13 protein-coding genes and 1 riboswitch are annotated in these 17,066 nt (G+C 60.7%); of the genes, 5 read left to right on the forward strand and 8 right to left on the reverse strand.

Going from position 1 to position 17,066, the window contains the following annotated elements; all coding sequences use genetic code 11:
- Window positions 1–203 precede the first annotated feature (203 nt).
- Genes CFBP5499_RS07320 through CFBP5499_RS07335 form a run of 4 tightly spaced genes read right to left on the reverse strand, consistent with a single transcriptional unit; the run spans window position 204 to window position 4,211 of the window.
- Window positions 204–809, reverse strand: coding sequence for an ABC-type transport auxiliary lipoprotein family protein (locus CFBP5499_RS07320; protein WP_080825017.1), 606 nt, complete (start codon window positions 807–809; stop codon window positions 204–206).
- A gap of 15 nt (window positions 810–824) precedes the next feature.
- On the reverse strand, window positions 825–2,195 hold the full coding sequence (locus tag CFBP5499_RS07325; RefSeq protein ID WP_080825016.1) for an MlaD family protein: 1,371 nt from the start codon (window positions 2,193–2,195) through the stop codon (window positions 825–827).
- Between the two features lie 8 nt (window positions 2,196–2,203).
- Window positions 2,204–3,040 carry an ABC transporter ATP-binding protein gene (locus CFBP5499_RS07330; RefSeq protein ID WP_080825015.1) on the reverse strand — a complete coding sequence of 279 codons (837 nt, stop codon included), beginning with the start codon at window positions 3,038–3,040 and terminating at the stop codon, window positions 2,204–2,206.
- Between the two features lie 10 nt (window positions 3,041–3,050).
- Window positions 3,051–4,211, reverse strand: a complete 1,161-nt coding sequence (locus tag CFBP5499_RS07335; protein ID WP_080825014.1) for an ABC transporter permease — start codon at window positions 4,209–4,211, stop codon at window positions 3,051–3,053.
- A 143-nt stretch (window positions 4,212–4,354) separates the two neighbouring features.
- Here CFBP5499_RS07335 and dgcA point away from each other — a divergent pair, with 143 nt between their 5' ends.
- Window positions 4,355–5,338: an N-acetyl-D-Glu racemase DgcA gene (dgcA, locus tag CFBP5499_RS07340; protein WP_080825013.1), complete on the forward strand. Its 984-nt coding sequence runs from the start codon at window positions 4,355–4,357 to the stop codon at window positions 5,336–5,338.
- A 310-nt stretch (window positions 5,339–5,648) separates the two neighbouring features.
- On the opposite strand, the gene CFBP5499_RS07345 is transcribed toward dgcA, so the two are convergent.
- The gene (locus CFBP5499_RS07345; protein WP_175416645.1) at window positions 5,649–6,488 is read right to left on the reverse strand and encodes a UDP-2,3-diacylglucosamine diphosphatase; all 840 of its coding nucleotides are present in this window, start codon (window positions 6,486–6,488) and stop codon (window positions 5,649–5,651) included.
- Between the two features lie 243 nt (window positions 6,489–6,731).
- Between CFBP5499_RS07345 and CFBP5499_RS07350 the strand changes: the two genes are divergently transcribed.
- Both CFBP5499_RS07350 and CFBP5499_RS07355 read left to right on the forward strand, forming a co-directional pair.
- Window positions 6,732–9,047: an NADP-dependent malic enzyme gene (locus tag CFBP5499_RS07350; protein WP_080825012.1), complete on the forward strand. Its 2,316-nt coding sequence runs from the start codon at window positions 6,732–6,734 to the stop codon at window positions 9,045–9,047.
- Between the two features lie 134 nt (window positions 9,048–9,181).
- A complete protein-coding gene (locus CFBP5499_RS07355; RefSeq protein WP_175416646.1) occupies window positions 9,182–10,285 on the forward strand; it encodes a DUF2865 domain-containing protein in 1,104 nt (367 codons plus the stop codon).
- Between the two features lie 193 nt (window positions 10,286–10,478).
- Here CFBP5499_RS07355 and bluB read toward each other — a convergent pair whose 3' ends face one another.
- Window positions 10,479–11,195 carry a 5,6-dimethylbenzimidazole synthase gene (gene bluB, locus CFBP5499_RS07360; protein ID WP_175416647.1) on the reverse strand — a complete coding sequence of 239 codons (717 nt, stop codon included), beginning with the start codon at window positions 11,193–11,195 and terminating at the stop codon, window positions 10,479–10,481.
- Between the two features lie 89 nt (window positions 11,196–11,284).
- Window positions 11,285–11,468, reverse strand: a riboswitch (cobalamin riboswitch).
- A 70-nt stretch (window positions 11,469–11,538) separates the two neighbouring features.
- Window positions 11,539–12,369 (reverse strand): TolB family protein, encoded by an 831-nt coding sequence (locus CFBP5499_RS07365; protein WP_080825011.1) that lies wholly within the window; start codon window positions 12,367–12,369, stop codon window positions 11,539–11,541.
- Window positions 12,370–12,559: 190 nt separating this feature from the next.
- Here CFBP5499_RS07365 and CFBP5499_RS07370 point away from each other — a divergent pair, with 190 nt between their 5' ends.
- Window positions 12,560–12,937: a glyoxalase superfamily protein gene (locus tag CFBP5499_RS07370; protein WP_080825010.1), complete on the forward strand. Its 378-nt coding sequence runs from the start codon at window positions 12,560–12,562 to the stop codon at window positions 12,935–12,937.
- A 271-nt stretch (window positions 12,938–13,208) separates the two neighbouring features.
- Here the strand turns inward: CFBP5499_RS07370 and CFBP5499_RS07375 are convergent, their stop codons facing one another.
- Window positions 13,209–14,888: an NAD+ synthase gene (locus CFBP5499_RS07375; RefSeq protein WP_080827314.1), complete on the reverse strand. Its 1,680-nt coding sequence runs from the start codon at window positions 14,886–14,888 to the stop codon at window positions 13,209–13,211.
- A 222-nt stretch (window positions 14,889–15,110) separates the two neighbouring features.
- Here CFBP5499_RS07375 and CFBP5499_RS07380 point away from each other — a divergent pair, with 222 nt between their 5' ends.
- Complete coding sequence (locus CFBP5499_RS07380; RefSeq protein ID WP_175416648.1) at window positions 15,111–17,051, forward strand: LTA synthase family protein; 1,941 nt, start codon at window positions 15,111–15,113, stop codon at window positions 17,049–17,051.
- Window positions 17,052–17,066 lie beyond the last annotated feature (15 nt).

Here is a 17,066-nt window from a genome sequence, read left to right on the forward strand (position 1 = left end):
CGACGGCGGCAGCGCACAAGGGAAATTCAACGCCGCAACGTCTCGCAGACGATGGCGACATGGACGTTAAAACCGCGATAAAATTCCGCCCGGTTGAAGCCGGGCGCATCGCCGCTTCGAGACACGGCCTTTGCATTTCATTCGACCATCGGCCAGAGCCTGAACAGGGTGTGGTTCCTGTCTCGGAAATGACTGCCTGGCGCTTAAAGTGACTTCAGCGTCCAGGCCACAATTTCCCGCGTGGCAGCGGCGAAGGCCTGATCCAGTGCCTTTACGAAATTGGCGTTGCCTGAACCGCTGACGCGGGCGCTGGAACGGAATACTTCCTGCGCCTTCACCGTGCCGTTGCGGTCGTTCAGCAGCTTCACCGATATTTCGATATTGGCGACATTCCCAGCCGTATCGATCTCGAAGGCGCGGATATCGGTCACGACCTGATAATCGATCGCCAGCCCCTGCCCCGGACGGCCGACGCCGCCGAGCTTGCCGGTATCCTCGAAGGCTTCCACGAGCTTGGATTGCACCATACGCGGCAGGCGGTCGCTCCATTGCGAATTGCCGAGATATTGCACTTCAGAGCCGGAAAGCCGCACCACGATGTTTTCGCTGTCCAGCGCCTTCAGCGCCGTCGGATCGGCAATCAGCAGCTGCCGGCTTTTCAGCGACGGTCCTTGCGTCACCGCCGCCGGAGAGACGGAGAGATCGAAGGTGTCGTTATTCGGCGCACCCGCACAGCCTGCCATCAGGGCGGCAAACAGCGGAGCCAGAATGAGGGCGCGGCGTTTTTGGCCGTTTATCGATAGTCTCATTGGCCCATACCCCTCTTAGCGCCTTGTTCTGCCATCATATTGTTTCACGGTTTCGCCGCCGAAAATCAACCGCTGCGGATCGCGGTCGATATTGGTGATGGCATTATTGAGATTATCGACCGTCGTTCGCGTGCTGCCGATCAGCGCCTGGAAATCTTTCAGGCCCGAGCTGGAGAAGCGGGTGAGATTGTCGGCAATCGGCCCGATGCGGGCATTGAGATTATCCGCCACCGCCTTGAAGGAGGTAAGCGTCTCGCGCGCCTTGGCAAACAGCGAATTGGCGTCGTCGGTGCCGAGCATGCCATCCACCTTGGCGAGAATGCCATCGACGCGGCTGGAGGCAAGGTTCAGCTTGCGGCCCATGTCGGTGAAATCGGAAACCGCCTGGTCGATATCGGCGCGACGCGCACCGACATCATCGGCGATCCGCTTGAAATTCGCCACGGCGTCACGCGCATCGGCGGTCGCTGCGGAAACGTCGCCCACCACCGTGCTGACCTTGGCGGGATCGACGGAGGCCAGAAGCTCATCCGCGCGCTTCACGACCGTCTGCACTTCCGTGCTCGCCGCCTCGAAATTGCGCGCCGTGCTCTGCACCGTCTCCATGATGCCCTGGATATCGCTGGAAGCCGAGGCGACATCCTTCGTCACCTTGTCGACATTGGATAGAATGGAATCGATCTTGCCGGCATCCACTGCCTTCACCAGATCCTCGATGGCGGTCAGCGTGCCGTCGAGACGCACCGAGACCGACTGTACGGTGGTGGAAAGCGAGCTGAGGCTCGCGATGAAATTCTTGATGCCGTCGGAATTGGCCGCCAGCGCATCCGAGAACTTCTCGGCATTACGCACCGTCTGCGTCAGCGGGCCACGGGCATCCTGCACAAAACCCTGCAATTCACCGATCGCGCCATCGGCGCGTTTCAGGATTTTGTCAGCAGTGGCAAGCAGGTTGGTGACGCTGGAAAGATCGGCCGTCAACTCGGCGGGAACGCCGCTTTCGACGGATTTCTGTAAGATACGCTCGCCATCCTTGTTGCCGCCGGAAAGCTCGATATAGGCGGCACCGGTCAGGCCCTGGATTTCAAGCACGGCGCGTGTGGAGGGGAAAACAGGCGCATCCGCCTGCACTTCGGTAAAGGCGATGGAATAGGCCGGGTCGTCGCGGTCGATGGCAAGGCCGCGCACCGTACCGACCGGAATGCCGTTGAAGCGCACCGGCGAGCCGACCGAAAGGCCGTTGGCGGAGCCGGGAATACGCACCACGAGCTGCGCCGTCGGGCCGCCACGGCCGAATTCCGCCATCCAGTAAACGAAGCCGAATGCGGCTGCGATCACGATCAGCGTGAAAATTCCGACTATGGTATAGTTCGCCTTGGTTTCCATGCTTCTCGTTACTCCACCGGATTTTTATGTTTGCCGTCCGGAAGAACGACAGAGCGCGCCCGTTTGCCGCGGAAATAGGACTGCACCCACGGGTCGTCGCAGGCGAACATGTCCTGCAATGTCCCCTCCACCAGCACTTTTTTCTGTCCAAGTACCGCAATGCGGTCGCAGACGGAGAACAGGCTGTCGAGGTCGTGCGTCACCATATAAACGGTCAGGCCGAGCGAATCGCGCAAGCGCGCGATCAGCATATCAAATTCCGCCGCCCCGATGGGATCGAGGCCGGATGTCGGCTCATCGAGGAAGACGAGGTCGGGATCGAGCGACAATGCCCGGGCAAGAGCCGCGCGCTTGATCATGCCGCCTGAAAGTTCCGACGGGTATTTGTCGCCGGCATCGGGCTTCAGCCCCACCATCTCGATCTTGAGATAGGCAAGCTCGTCCATCAGCTTTTTCGGCAGATCCAGATATTCGCGCATCGGCAGCTGGATGTTTTCCTTCACCGTCAGGCCGGAAAACAAAGCGCCCTGCTGGAACAGCACGCCGAGCCGCTGGTCGAGCATCATGCGGTCGTCTTCGCTCGCCTTGTCGTAATCGGTGCCGAGAATGCGGATCGCGCCTGCCTGCCGTGGCAGCAGCCGCAAGATCGCGCGCATCAACACGGATTTGCCCGCGCCTGACGGACCGATGAAGCCGAGGATTTCCCCGCGATAGACATCGAGATCGAGGTCTTCGAGCACGTTCCGGCCATTGAAGCCGACAGTCACACCCTCCACGGAAAGCACGACTTCGCGACCGTCTTTTCCGGTTTTCGTCTGCTGCGGTGTCTGGTCCTGCTTCTCCAACGCGCCCTCCCTAAAAATCGATGGCTGCGTAGAAGATGGCGAAAAGACCATCAACCAGAATGACGACGAAGATCGACTTCACCACCGACGAGGTAACGTGCTGACCGAGCGATTCCGCCGAACCGCCCACCTTCATGCCCTCCACCGCCGCGACGATGCCGATGATGAGCGCCATGAACGGCGCCTTGATCATGCCGGCGGCAATGGTCGATTCCTCCACCGCGCCGTGCAGGCGCGACAGGAACACCTCGAAGGTGATGCCGGAATAGGCCAGCGCCACGATGGCGGCACCAAAAAGCGCTGCAAAATTGGCGAGAATGGTCAGAAGCGGCAGCGCAATCGTCAGCGCCACCAACCGCGGAAACACCAGCACGCCCACGGGATTGAGCCCGATCACCTTCAGCGCGTCGATTTCCTCGCGCATTTTCATCGAGCCGATTTCGGCCGTGATGGCGCTGCCGGAGCGGCCGGCGATCATGATCGCGGTCAGGAGAACGCCGATTTCACGCAATTGCAGAATACCGACGAGATCGACGACGAAGACTTCCGCACCGAAATATCTGAGCTGGAACGCGCCCTGCTGGGCGATGATCGCGCCGATCAGGAACGACATCAGCATGATGATCGGCACGGCGCGCACGCCCATATGGTCAATCTGGTTGACGATCGCCGCAGGCGATACGCCGCGCCCGCGCCCAAGCTTCATCTGCGCGCCGCGCACGGCGGAGCCGAGAATATACATGCCCGCCAGGAAATCCGCGCCGTTCTGAACCACGGCCTGGCCGATCGGCGCAAAAATGCGCTCCACCAGCCCTTCGCGGGCAACGGGTTCGACGTCCATCTCGGCCTTGTCGGGCAATTGGCCGATCACGTCCTCGATCCGGTCATTGCCGGTGAGCGTAACGGTTACGCCGTTCGCCTCAAGGTCCTTGCGCAGGCGCTGGATGATCCACGCGCCCGTCGTGTCGATCGCCTCCACGGCGGAGAGATCGATCTCCACCGGACCGGCGGGCTTGCTTTTTTCAATCCTGTCGAGGCTTTCGAAAATGCCGGAGAGATTGCTGTTGCGCCAAGAGCCGGTCACGACGTAACGCGAGCCGCCGCCGGAGACGGCATCGTCTTCGGTGATTGCGGCCGGGTTCGCCTGTTGCCGTGTGTCCTGTTCTTGCATAATGCTCCGAGCGAGTGCAGCCGTCACGAGATTCTTAAAGGTTTCATAACGTTTCGGTCTTCGGCAAGCCACAGTGACGGCCGACAATTCGTGATAAATTTGGCGTCATGTGTCTTTTGCCGCCCAATCGGAAGTGAAAAAACATGCCCCGTTACCTTCAAGCCACAACAGAACGTTTCCCCGTTGCCGGCAGCTTCACCATTTCACGCGGCACCCGCACGCATGCGGATGTCGTAACGTGCACCATCCGCGATGGTTCCTTCACCGGCATTGGCGAATGTGTTCCCTATCCGCGTTATGGTGAAAGCATCGAAGGCGTCATCGCCGATATCGAAGCAATGGCGGATAGGATCGCCGACGGCCTGACTCGGCAGGAATTACAGCAGGCGATGCAACCGGGTGCCGCCCGCAATGCGGTCGATTGTGCGCTGTGGGATCTCGAAGCCAAAGTGAGCGGTAAAAGCGCTGCCGAACGTATTCTCGGACAGACGGCAAAGCCGCTCGTCACCGCCTACACCATCTCGCTTGCCGACCCCGAGACCATGGCCGCGAAAACGGCGGAAAACGCAGGCCGCCCGCTGCTCAAGATCAAAACGGGTACGTCGGATGACGAAGCGCGTTTGCGTGCCGTGCGCGCCGCAGCACCGGAGGCGCGCATCATCATCGACGCCAATGAGGGCTGGAATGATTATAATATCGAATATTATCTGAGACTCGCGGCGGAACTGAACATCTCGCTGATCGAACAGCCGCTACCCGCCGGAAAGGACGCCATCCTCGCCCGCATCGACCACCCGGTGCTGATCTGCGCCGACGAAAGCGTGCATTCCACCCGGGATCTCGCCGGCCTTCGCGACCGTTACGATGCAATCAATATCAAACTCGACAAGACCGGCGGGCTCACGGAAGCGCTCGTCATGAAGGCGGAGGCAGAACGGCTCGGCTTCACCATCATGGTCGGCTGCATGCTCGGCACCTCGCTCGGCATGGCCCCCGCCGTGCTGGCGGCGCAGGGAACGGCCTTTGCCGATCTCGACGGACCGCTATTGTTGGCTGAGGATCGTGAGCCGGGGTTGGTCTACGAGGGCTCGCTGGTCTATCCGGCGCGGCCGGAATTGTGGGGCTGAAACCCACGAATACACGGCACGACATTGCCGCCTGTTTTTTCTTCCCGCCGGGGAGAAGAAGCAAGATACATCCGCTCGCTCTACTAGCTGGCGGAGAATCGAGGAGGCGCAAGCCTAGCTCCGTCATGCCGGACCTGATCCGGTATCCAGCCACGGCGCGTCGGCGCCGTGAGAAGAGTCTTACGCGATCAAAGACTTGATCGCACTGGATCCCGGCTCAAGGCCGGGATGACGGTATGCGAATGCTGCAACTTTGCCAAACGTGTCGTTCCCAAGGAAGCGTACCGTCAGCGCCAGTCAAACGCCCCAATCAAGCCGCATGCTTGCCGATCAGTCCCGGAATATTCACCGGTTCCATCTCATCCGAAGCATGCTCAGCGGTAACGTCGCTCGTCTGCATCCAGGTGATCAGCTCGAAGCTGCCATCGGCATTTTCAGCGATCGCCGTGCAGCTTTCCACCCAGTCGCCGGTGTTAATGTAGCGGATGCCGTCCATGTCTTCCATGACAGCGTGGTGAATGTGACCACAGATCACGCCATCGACATTGTTGCGCCGCGCCTCATCGGCCACCACGCGCTGGAATTCACCGATGAAGTTGACCGCGTGTTTGACCTGCAGCTTGGCCCAGGCCGAAAACGACCAGTAAGGCAGGCCGATGCGGCGGCGCACGGCGGCAATGGCGATGTTGATGGCGATTGCCGCGTCATAGGCCCAGTCACCGAGATAGGCGAGCAGGCGGGCATTGCGCACCACCACGTCGAACTCGTCGCCGTGGATAACAAGGTATTTCTTGCCGTCGGCCGCCTCATGGATCATGCGCTCGGCCACCTCGATGCCGCCGAAATGCATGCCTGGGAACTCCCGCAGGAATTCATCGTGGTTGCCGGGAATGTAGACGATGCGCGTTCCCTTGCGGGCTTTGCGCAGCAGCTTCTGCACCACGTCGTTGCAGCCCTGCGGCCAGTACCAGCTGCGGCGCAGACGCCAGCCGTCGACGATGTCGCCGACCATGATGATCGTCTCGGCCTCGTGGTATTTCAGGAAGTCGAGCAGGAAATCCGTCTTGGCCGCCTTGGAGCCAAGATGAACATCCGAAATGAAAAGCGTTCTGAACTGTCTGGTTTCGATTTGACCGGCCACGGATTTCATCCCCCTGTTCGGTTGCGTCCCTGCGGCTTTCTTACCTCTCAGAACCAGACTCGTGTTTCAGCAACATGACAGAGGCGGGTTTTTGTATGGAATATGACGATCCGCTTCACGAAAACGCGAATAAGCCATGCCCGCATTTGCATAAGGGGGCGGTAAATAACGGCTGTACCACGGGGAAGTTTGTTGTATTCAGGGGGCCGGAATTGAACCAGATATGACGGTGCCAGATATGACGGTGGAAGAATGACCTCTCACGATAAAAACAACACGCCCGCCAACACGGCAAAGGCCGACATCGAGGAACAGGCGCTCTTTTTCCACCGCTACCCGCGCCCCGGCAAGCTGGAAATCCAGGCCACCAAGCCGCTCGGCAACCAGCGCGATCTGGCGCTGGCCTATTCGCCGGGTGTCGCCGCCCCCTGCCTCGCCATTCATGAGAACCCGGAAATGGCGGCGGAATACACCGCCCGCGCCAATCTCGTTGCGGTGATTTCCAACGGCACGGCGGTGCTCGGCCTTGGCAATATCGGTCCGCTTGCCTCCAAGCCCGTCATGGAGGGCAAGGCCGTCCTCTTCAAGAAATTCGCCGGCATCGACGTCTTCGACATCGAGATCGACGCGCCCGGCATCAACGACATGGTCTCCACCATCGCCGCGCTGGAGCCTACCTTCGGCGGCATCAACCTTGAGGACATCAAGGCCCCGGAATGTTTCGAGGTGGAACGCCAGCTGCGCGAAAAGATGAACATCCCGGTCTTCCACGACGACCAGCATGGCACCGCGATCATCGTCGCCGCCGCCGTCACCAACGCGCTGGAACTGGCTGGAAAATCGCTCTCGAGCGTCAAGATCGTAGCCTCCGGCGCCGGTGCGGCAGCCCTCGCCTGCCTTAACCTGCTTGTCGCCATGGGCGCCAACAAGGACAATATCTGGGTCCACGACATCGAAGGCCTCGTTTATGACGGCCGCAACACGCTGATGGACGAGTGGAAGGAAGTTTACGCCCAGAAGACCGACAAGCGCGTGCTGGCGGACTCGATCGACGGCGCAGACGTCTTCCTCGGCTTGTCAGCCGCCGGCGTGCTGAAGCCGGAACTTTTGGAGCGCATGGCGGAAAATCCGCTGATCCTGGCGCTTGCCAACCCCAATCCGGAAATCATGCCGGAGGCGGCCCGTGCCGCCCGCCCGGACGCGATGATCTGCACCGGCCGTTCGGATTTCCCGAACCAGGTCAATAACGTTCTCTGCTTCCCCTATATCTTCCGCGGCGCGCTGGATTGCGGCGCGACGACGATCAACGAGGAAATGAAGATGGCCGCCGTGCAGGCCATCGCGGAACTGGCGCGTGAGGAAGTCTCGGAAGTCGCCGCGAGAGCCTATAGCGGCGAAACGCCGATCTTCGGCCCGAACTACCTCATCCCTTCGCCGTTCGATCCGCGCCTCATCCTGCGTATCGCGCCGGCGGTTGCCCGTGCCGCGGCGGCAAGCGGTGTCGCCGCCCGGCCGATCACCGATTTCGAAGCCTATCTCGACCAGTTGAACCGCTTCGTCTGGCGCTCCGGCTTCATCATGAAGCCTGTCTTCAATGCCGCCAAGGCCGCCGAAAAGAAGCGCATCATCTTTGCCGAAGGCGAAGACGAGCGCGTGCTGCGCGCCGCCCAGGTTCTGCTGGAAGAAGGCACCGGCATACCGATCCTCATCGGCCGCCCGCAGATCATCGAAACGCGCCTGAAGCGCTTCGGCCTGCGCATCCGTCCGCATACGGATTTCGCCGTGGTCAACCCGGAAGACGATCCGCGTTACCGCGATTATGTGGACGATTATTTCGCCCTCGTCGGCCGCCTCGGCATTAATCCGGAAGCGGCACGCACCATCGTGCGCACCAACTCCACCGTCATCGGCGCCCTTTCGGTGAAGCGTGGCGAGGCGGATGCGCTGATCTGCGGCATCGAAGGCCGTTATGACCGGCACCTGCGCGACGTGAACCAGATCATTGGCAAGCAGGAAGGCGTGCGTTCTTTCGCGGGTCTCAGCCTGCTCATCACCCAGCAGGGCGCACTGTTTCTCACAGATACCTTCGTCAATAACGATCCGACCTCAGAGGAAGTGGCTGAAATGGCCATTCTCGCGGCCAGGGAAATCCGCCGCTTCGGCATCACGCCGAAGATCGCGCTCGCCAGCCATTCCAACTTCGGTTCGCGCGATTCGGAAAGCGCCCGCAAGATGCGCCGTGCGCTGAAGATCGTGCAGGCGGCGGCACCCGAACTGGAAGTGGATGGCGAAATGCAGGGCGGTTCTGCACTTTCGGAAGCACTGCGCAAGCGCGCCATGCCCAATAGCGTCCTGACTGGCGAAGCCAACCTGCTGGTCTTCCCGAACCTCGATGCCGCCAACATCACGCTCGGCGTTACCCGCACGCTGACGGAAGGCCTGCATGTCGGCCCGATCCTGCTCGGCACGGCGATGCCCGCCCACATCCTGTCGCCCAGCGTCACCTCGCGCGGCGTCGTCAACATGGCGGCCTTTGCCGTTGTGCAGGCCTCGCATCCTTCGGTGTGATGAAGGCGCATTAACGCAATTTTGAACAAGCTGTTGCCGCATTGCGGCGACAGCATATGTTATGTTCCTGAAACACGGATTTCCTGAAGCATAACACCCTGCCACCGGCCGGGGACATCAAACGGATCGCACAATTGACCCGGCGTAGCCGCATCATCGGCCTCCTGCTTCCCCTTGTTTTCACCGCCCCGGCCGCCGCTTTCGCGGACCAGGTGTGTGATATGCTTTATCAACAGCTGCGAGAGCCGCCGCGTGTCATCGGCAATACGGCCGAGGTGCGGCGTTATGCCAATGCGCTCGCCCGCCAGAACATCGTCGTGCGCAAGATCAGGAACGATATGCGCAGCTACGGCTGCTCATCCGGCAGCGTCATCGTCTATGGCAATCCCAATGCCGGCCTCTGCGCCGAGATCGGCGATGCGCTGGTGGATGCTGAAGCCGAGCGTGACGCCATCATCCGCGATCGCGAGGATGCGATGGCGGCTCAGCGGAGCGATGACGGCGACATCAGACGCGAACGCATTCTCGCCGCCCTCGACGCCAATGGCTGCAGCGCCATGCCAGAAACGGACACGCAACCGCCTTTGGCTCCCGATGTGACACGTTATCCCGATGCGTTCCGCCAGCAGGATAATCAGCCGGGACAGGCGGGCCTGTCGCCTTACCCCAACGCCGCCGCCGAGGGCGGGCTTCGCACACTTTGCGTGCGCACCTGCGACGGCTCGTTCTTCCCGATCGCCTCCAGTGCCTCACCGCTCGATTTCCGCGCCCAGGCCGAGCAATGCCAGAAAATGTGTCCGGGGACTGAGACCGAGCTTTATTTCCACTCCATGACGGATCAGGAAACCGCCGACATGGTCTCCGCTGAAACCGGCAAACCCTACAAGGACTTGCCGACCGCCTTCGCCTACCGCAATTCCTCAACGCAAGCACCCGGCTGCGCCTGCAACATGGCCGCTTATCATCAGGACATGCAGAAGCAGGAAGAGGCAGCCCGGCCGCAAGCCGAAAAGCCCTATTCCAGCATCACCACCATTCCATCACCCCAAGGTGACAAGGTTGAAAAACCCGCCGAACAGCAACAGGCCGCCAAGCCGCCGGAACAGCCCGTTCCTGAACGCGACTATGACCCGAACGACACGAAGGTGCGCGTCATCGGCCCGAAATTCCTGCCAGACCAGACAGGTCGCATCGACCTGAAGAACCCGGCATTGAAGGGTATACAGCCGCAGCAGTGACATGCCTCATGGAACGAGCGTTTGCCGCTTGTTTCTTCTCCCCGGGGGGAGAAGGTCGCGGCAGCGGGATGAGGGGGCGAGCTCTCCGAAATCCGGCAACGTTGCCCCCTCATCCGACCCTTCGGGCCACCTTCTCCCCGGCGGGGAGAAGAAATACGCGGCAACGTCCCGCCTTATTCACAGGCCTCCGCTTCTACACTCCACCCCAGCGGTTGCGAAACACCAGCTCCTCCAGCGGCACACGCTGCCGCCAGCCCTTCACCGCCAGTTCCGGTTCGGTATAGAGCGCATCCACACGCCCGAGGCATAGCCATGCGACGATTTCGATATGCTCGGGTATATCAAGAATAGTGCGAACGTCGCTATCGTGAAAAATGCTGACCCAGCCGACGCCGATGCCTTCGGCGCGGGCGGCAAGCCAGAGGTTCTGGATGGCGCAGACGGTGGAATAGACATCCGTGCGCGAATTGTGGGTGCGGCCCAGCACCACCTTGCCGCCGCGTGTTGGATCGCAGGTAACGCAGATGCTGAGCGGCGCCTTGCGGATGCCCTCGAGTTTCAGGCTGCGATAAAGCGCCTGCTTTTCGCCCTCAAACATCGCCGCCGCCTCCTCATTGGCGCGGCTGAAGGCCACCCAGGCCGCCTGGCGCACGGCGCCATCGGTGACGAGGGTGAAGTTCCACGGCTGCATGAAACCAACCGAGGGTGCGGAATGCGCCGCCTTCAAAAGGCGCTCGACGAGATCATCCGGCAGCGGGTCTGGCAGGAACTGGTCGCGCACATCACGCCGCGTCTCGATGGCGCGGTAGATCGCTTCGCGCTCCTCCGCGGAAAACGGTCGGGCGGGCGAAAGCGCGTGAGCGAAAGAGTTGGCTTGCAATGAATTGCCAGCGGACGGATCGGTCGGCATCGTTTATCCCCAACAATGCAGGCGCGCCGGTGCCGAAACCATGCCGGTTTTGCGACGCGCGTCTCAGCAACCTGCCGCCGTCCGCGCGGTTCGGTCTATCCTGCCAGGCCGGTCTTCTGACTAAGCTTCATCCGCCCCGTTTCGCCTTCCCGAATTGCTTCAGTGGCGTGAGAAAAAGAGCATCCGCCTCACAGCGTTGGGCACGTTCCGGTCTTTCACCGAATTCCCGATTCTCCCGTCGCAAGGGCGGGCACCTGACCGGAGAAGCTATGGGCAAAAAAGCTTGCGAACGCAAGCATCCTGCTGATGGTGCGGCAATGTGGCCTACCGCACCTTCCCTTCATCATTTCACCGGGAAATACCTGACATAAGCAAACTCATCCCCGTCAGGTGACCAGTTGGGCGAGTTCATCGTGCCCTGCCCGCCGAACAGGTCGAACAGCGTTTCGACATTGCCGCCATCCATATCCATCAGCCGCACCCGCACATCAAGATCGCGCGGATGGTCGAAGACATCTGCGTCATAGGAAACGAACACCACCTTGTCACCCCTAGGAGACGGATGCGGAAACCAGTCGCCATAGGCGCTGTCGGTAATGCGTTCGACGGCAGAGCCATCCACCCGCACCCGCCAGATCTGCATCAGCCCGGTGCGGCTGGAGTTGAAATAGATCCACGTCCCGTCAGGCGAATAATCCGGCCCGTCATTGCGGCCCTCACCATGGGTAAGGCGTGTCTCAACACCGCTGTCTATGTCCATGGAATAGATATCGAAAACCTGATCGCGAATGCCGCAATAGGCAAAACTCTTCCCATCCGGCGACCAGCCGTGCCAGTAGGAAGGGAGGTTCCTCGTCATCAGCCGAGGCGCGCCGCCCGCCGAAGGCAGCAGATAGATGGCGCTCTTGCCGAACTCCACCTTGTCGGAAATGGCGTAAAGCGAACCGTCAGGCGAAATGCCGTGGTCATTGTTGCAGAGCGTGGCAAAGCCGGTATCGACCTTTTCCGGCGGCACATCACCGGCAAGAGACAGGCGATACAGCAGCCCTTCACTGTTCAGCAGCAGATATTTCCCATCCGGCGACCAGTTCGGCGCTTCGAACAGCTCAGGCGTCTGCCACACAACCCGCATCTTTCGGGTGCGGATGTTGAAGATTTCGATGGAGCTGCGCATTCTGCCTCCTGGGCCTGTCTTCGATCTGGATCGGAGTTGAATGGCGCGCATATTCCGTTTGCATCCGCCACCACCGTGATTATGATCCTATGGCCGCAGGCACCGTCCTGCAAATTCAAATCGGAAAAAACGCCAGCGCCCCGGCACCGCCCGCGCCGCTCCCCGTTTCTCCCAGATCCGAGGTTCCGCGATGAATACAATCGCCGATCACGGCATCCGCTTCGGCCGGATCGCCGCAATGCTTCCTGTCAAAAACATCGAAAAGGCCCATGATTTTTATGTCGGTGTGCTCGGTTTCGAAAAGACCTTCGAAAACGGCAACCCCGTCGGCTTCATGATCCTGAAACAGGGCAATGCCGAGCTGCATCTGACATTGCAGCCGGCCCACAAGGCAGCCCCCTTCAACGTGGCGCATATGCTGGTGAGCGATGTCGATGCGCTGCATGCGATTTGCAAGAGCCAGGGGCTGCGCATCATCAAGGGGCTGCAGGACAAGGATTATGGCCTCAGGGCCTTTGTGTTTGAAGACCCTGACGGCAACCGCATCGATGTGGGGCAGGTTATTTGAGATGAGTGAAGGCGCGGGGGTTTCTCCGCGCCGTTGGAGGAGGAAAATGACGCGTTTTCGACACCCAGATATATGGCGAAGTCACAGCATCCGCACTCCGTCACCCCGGACTAGATCCGGGGTCCAGCGCGATCAAGTCTTTGATCGCAAAAGACTCTCCTCACGGCGCAGACGCGCCGTGGCTGGATGCCGAATCTAGTCCGGCATGACGGAATCCTGTCTGCCTGTCTCGAACAAAAGCAACTGCAAGCTTCCGCCACGCACCCTTCGACTACCTGTCACGAAACCGGTTGGTGATCGGATAACGCCGGTCCCGCCCAAAATTCTTCTTGGTGATCTTCACACCCGGAGCCGATTGCCGGCGCTTGTATTCGGCGAGATAGAGCAGATGCTCCACCCGGTGCACGGTCGCCACATCATGGCCCCGCGCCAGAATTTCCTCGACCGACATTTCCTTCTCGACAAGGCATTCGAGGATATCATCCAGCACCGGATAGGGCGGCAGCGAATCCTGGTCGGTCTGGTTGGGGCGCAGCTCGGCGGAAGGCGCCTTGGCGATGATGTTGGCGGGGATCACCTCGCCGGAAGGGCCGAGAGCGCCCGGTGGCACATGGGCGTTGCGCCAGCTGGAAATGGCATAGACCTGCATCTTGTAGAGGTCCTTGATGGGGTTGAAACCACCGTTCATGTCGCCGTAAAGCGTCGCATAACCCACCGACATCTCAGACTTGTTGCCCGTCGTCACCACCATCGAGCCGAACTTGTTGGAAACGGCCATCAAAATGGTGCCACGCGTGCGGCTCTGCAGGTTTTCCTCGGTAATACCCTCTTCCGTGCCTTCGAAGAGTTCGGAGAGCGCCGAAAGAAAGCCTTCCACCGGCTCGACGATCGGCACGATATCGTAACGGCAGCCGAGCGCTTTCGCGCAGTCCGCCGCATCCTTCAACGATTCTTCCGAGGTGTAGCGGTAGGGCAGCATGATGCAGCGCACCCGCTCCTCGCCTAGCGCATCGACGGCAAGGGCTGCGCAGATCGCCGAATCGATGCCGCCGGAAAGGCCGAGAACCACGCTCTTGAAACCGTTCTTGTTGACGTAATCTCTAAAGCCCAGCATGCAGGCGCGGTAATCCGCCTCCTCACCCTCTGGTATTTTAGAGAAAGGCCCGCTTTCGCAATGCCAGCCATCCGCCGTGCGTTTCCAGTCGGTGACGGCAAGTGTGGGCTCGAACTGGCTCATCTGGAAGGCAAGCGTCTTGTCGGCGTTGAAGCCGAAGCTCGCGCCATCAAATACCAGCTCATCCTGCCCGCCCAGCTGGTTGGCGAAAACCAGCGGCAGGCCGCTTTCGATCACCTGCCTGAGCGCCACCTGATGGCGGACATCCAGCTTGCCGCGATAATAGGGCGACCCATTCGGGACGAGCAGGATTTCCGCCCCGCTTTCGGCCAGCGTCTCGCACACGCCCATATCGTTCCAGATTTCCTCGCAGATCGGAATGCCGATCCGCACACCGCGGAAATTATAGGGACCGGAAATCGACCCTTCGGCGAAAACCCGCTTCTCGTCGAACTCGCCGTAATTGGGCAGGTCAATCTTGTCGCGCAGCGCAATAATCTTGCCGCCATCCAAAAGCGCCACCGAATTGTGCCGGCCCGTCTCGCCCTGGCGTGGAAAACCGATGACGACACCCGGTCCGCCATCGGCGGTGTCTGCCGCCAGTTCTTCCACAGCCTTCAGGCAGGCCTTCAGGAAAGCCGGCTTCAGCACCAGATCCTCAGGCGGATAGCCGGAAATGAACAGCTCGGTCAGAAGCAGAAGATCGGCGCCCTGCGTTGCCGCATCGGCCCGTGCCTCGCGCGCCCTGGCGAGGTTGCCCGCCACGTCGCCAACAGTCGGATTGAACTGCCCAACGGCAATCCGGAGATGGTTCTTGATATCGTGTCTGTCGCTCATGCCCATTCAATACCGCGCCCGTGGCCGCTCCGCAACGCGGCAATTGCATGCGGTCGCTTGGGGCAAGACGCCAAGGCTGCGTTCACGCTAAGGTTATCAACGCCCGCGCTATCCTCAGCAAAGTTCATGTCGCATTCATCGCGCTTATGTGACAGTTACATGACACTTTGCGACGCCCGATTCACCTCCCCGGATCGGCGCTGTCGCCTGAAATACCGGAGTATGAGTTTGAGAGATTCGGCGCCAAAAACAACGGCTTCCGAAAAGGCTGATCTTGTCTTTTCGCCTGCGGGAATAAGGAGCCTTTCGAAGCTTTCGGGCACGGTCTACACGCTTGCCAATCTGACGGTCGCATCCATCGTGCTCGTCGTCGCGCTGGAATGGATCGCCCGCGGTTCGCTCCATGATGTCGGCGCTTTCCTCACCTCCCCGGCCCGCCCGGGCGTGAGCACCATCGCCGCCGTGCTCGCCCTTCTCGTGGCGCTGGATGCGCTGCTTGGCCGGCGTTATCTCTCGCTGATTGCGGTTGCGCCGCTCTGCGCACTGACCGGGCTGATTTCCGCACAGAAACAGACCTATCTCTCCGATCCGCTTTACCCCTCCGACCTTTTGTTCGGCCGGCAGATTCTCGAGCTTTTGCCCACCATGCTGAAGGCCCAGCCCTTGACAGCGGCACTGGTGGGCCTCGGCCTCTGCGCCGCCATCGCAGCCCTTGTGGCACTGTGGCTGCTGGCACGCCGCCATTCGCCGGGCTTGAGCTGGCGCGAGCGCGCCGCCGGTCTGGTGCTGGCACTGCCGCTTCTCGCGGGCCTCGCCTCGCTGATGAACTATTCGCATTATTCCTGGGTGCGTGATCGCCTCAACATCATTCCCATGATGTGGGACCAGCAGGAAAACTACCGCCATAACGGCTTCCTGATGGCTTTCGCCTTCAATATTCCGATGGCCAATGTCTCGGCGCCCGAGGGTTACGGCGACAACAGCATCGCCGACCTCACCTCGGAGCCCGCCTCCTTCGCCGCAAACAAAGGCGATTACCCAGATGTCATCATGCTGATGAGCGAATCGCTGTGGGATCCGACCCGGCTCGACAATGTCGAACTGTCGGCCGATCCGATGCCGACCATTCGCGCCAAGCAGTCCGGCAACGTGTTTTCGCCAGAGTTCGGCGGCATGACGGCCAATGTGGAATTCGAGGCGCTGACCGGCTTTTCCAACGCCTTCCTGCCCTATGGCAGCATTCCCTACCAGCAATATATCCGCCGTCCGGTGCCCTCGCTCGCCAGCTTCTTCCGGGGCGAAGGTTATTCGGCCATTGCCATGCACCCGTTTCAGGAGTGGTTCTGGAACCGCAAGCAGGTCTATAAAAACTTCGGCTTCGAGGAATTCCGCTCCGAAGAGACGCTGCCGGCCATGGAAAAACGCGGCAACTTCGCCTCAGACGACGCGCTGATGGAAGAGATCATGGCGACCGCCGAGACGGCGAAGAACCCGCTCTTCCTTTTTGCCGTCACCCTGCAGGGACATGGGCCTTACGAGGCGACCCGTTATGCCGAAAACACCATTGGCGTCACGGGCGGTCTTTCCGCCTCGGCCTCGCAAGCGCTCGCCACCTATTCGCAGGGCGTCGTGGAAGCCGATGACGCGCTCTCGAAACTGATGCGCTGGGCAAAGAAGCGTGACCGCGAAACCATCATCGTCCTCTTCGGAGATCATCTGCCGCCGCTCGGCCAGGCCTTCGTGGAAAGCGGTTACATGCCCGGCATGGTGGCCAGCCGCCGCGCGCCGCTCGAGGTAATGAAAAAGGAACATGAGACGCCGCTCGTCGTCTGGTCCTCCAAGAAAGGCGTGCGCAAAAATATCGGCACCATCAGCCCGGCGCTCCTGCCCTATCACGTACTGAAGACCGCAGGCTTCTCCGATCCTTTCTATACCGGCACGCTGGGTGACGTTCAGCACGAATTTTCCGTCATCGACCGGCACATGCTGGTGGCAACGGACGGCAAGGCCCTGCCCGACTGGTCGATCGCGCCGAACGCCGTTCCAGACGTGGTGCGCGATTATCGCCTGCTGCAATTCGACATGATGTTCGGCGCGCAATATGGCCGCGAGCGTTTCTTCCCCGGCTTCAACTGGCTGCATGAGGGCGCACCGGCGGTCTGATGGTTCTGGCGGGGG

This window comes from Agrobacterium tumefaciens, assembly GCF_005221325.1.
Classification (GTDB): domain Bacteria; phylum Pseudomonadota; class Alphaproteobacteria; order Rhizobiales; family Rhizobiaceae; genus Agrobacterium.

What these genes read in the sequence shown, in the direction of transcription:
- CFBP5499_RS07320 (WP_080825017.1), bottom strand. Translation starts at nt 809, where the DNA reads ATGAGACTATCGATAAACGGCCAAAAACGCCGCGCCCTCATTCTGGCT.
- CFBP5499_RS07325 (WP_080825016.1), bottom strand. Translation starts at nt 2,195, where the DNA reads ATGGAAACCAAGGCGAACTATACCATAGTCGGAATTTTCACGCTGATC.
- CFBP5499_RS07335 (WP_080825014.1), bottom strand. Translation starts at nt 4,211, where the DNA reads ATGCAAGAACAGGACACACGGCAACAGGCGAACCCGGCCGCAATCACC.
- dgcA (WP_080825013.1), top strand. Translation starts at nt 4,355, where the DNA reads ATGCCCCGTTACCTTCAAGCCACAACAGAACGTTTCCCCGTTGCCGGC.
- CFBP5499_RS07345 (WP_175416645.1), bottom strand. Translation starts at nt 6,488, where the DNA reads ATGAAATCCGTGGCCGGTCAAATCGAAACCAGACAGTTCAGAACGCTT.
- CFBP5499_RS07350 (WP_080825012.1), top strand. Translation starts at nt 6,732, where the DNA reads ATGACCTCTCACGATAAAAACAACACGCCCGCCAACACGGCAAAGGCC.
- bluB (WP_175416647.1), bottom strand. Translation starts at nt 11,195, where the DNA reads ATGCCGACCGATCCGTCCGCTGGCAATTCATTGCAAGCCAACTCTTTC.
- CFBP5499_RS07365 (WP_080825011.1), bottom strand. Translation starts at nt 12,369, where the DNA reads ATGCGCAGCTCCATCGAAATCTTCAACATCCGCACCCGAAAGATGCGG.
- CFBP5499_RS07370 (WP_080825010.1), top strand. Translation starts at nt 12,560, where the DNA reads ATGAATACAATCGCCGATCACGGCATCCGCTTCGGCCGGATCGCCGCA.
- CFBP5499_RS07375 (WP_080827314.1), bottom strand. Translation starts at nt 14,888, where the DNA reads ATGAGCGACAGACACGATATCAAGAACCATCTCCGGATTGCCGTTGGG.
- CFBP5499_RS07380 (WP_175416648.1), top strand. Translation starts at nt 15,111, where the DNA reads ATGAGTTTGAGAGATTCGGCGCCAAAAACAACGGCTTCCGAAAAGGCT.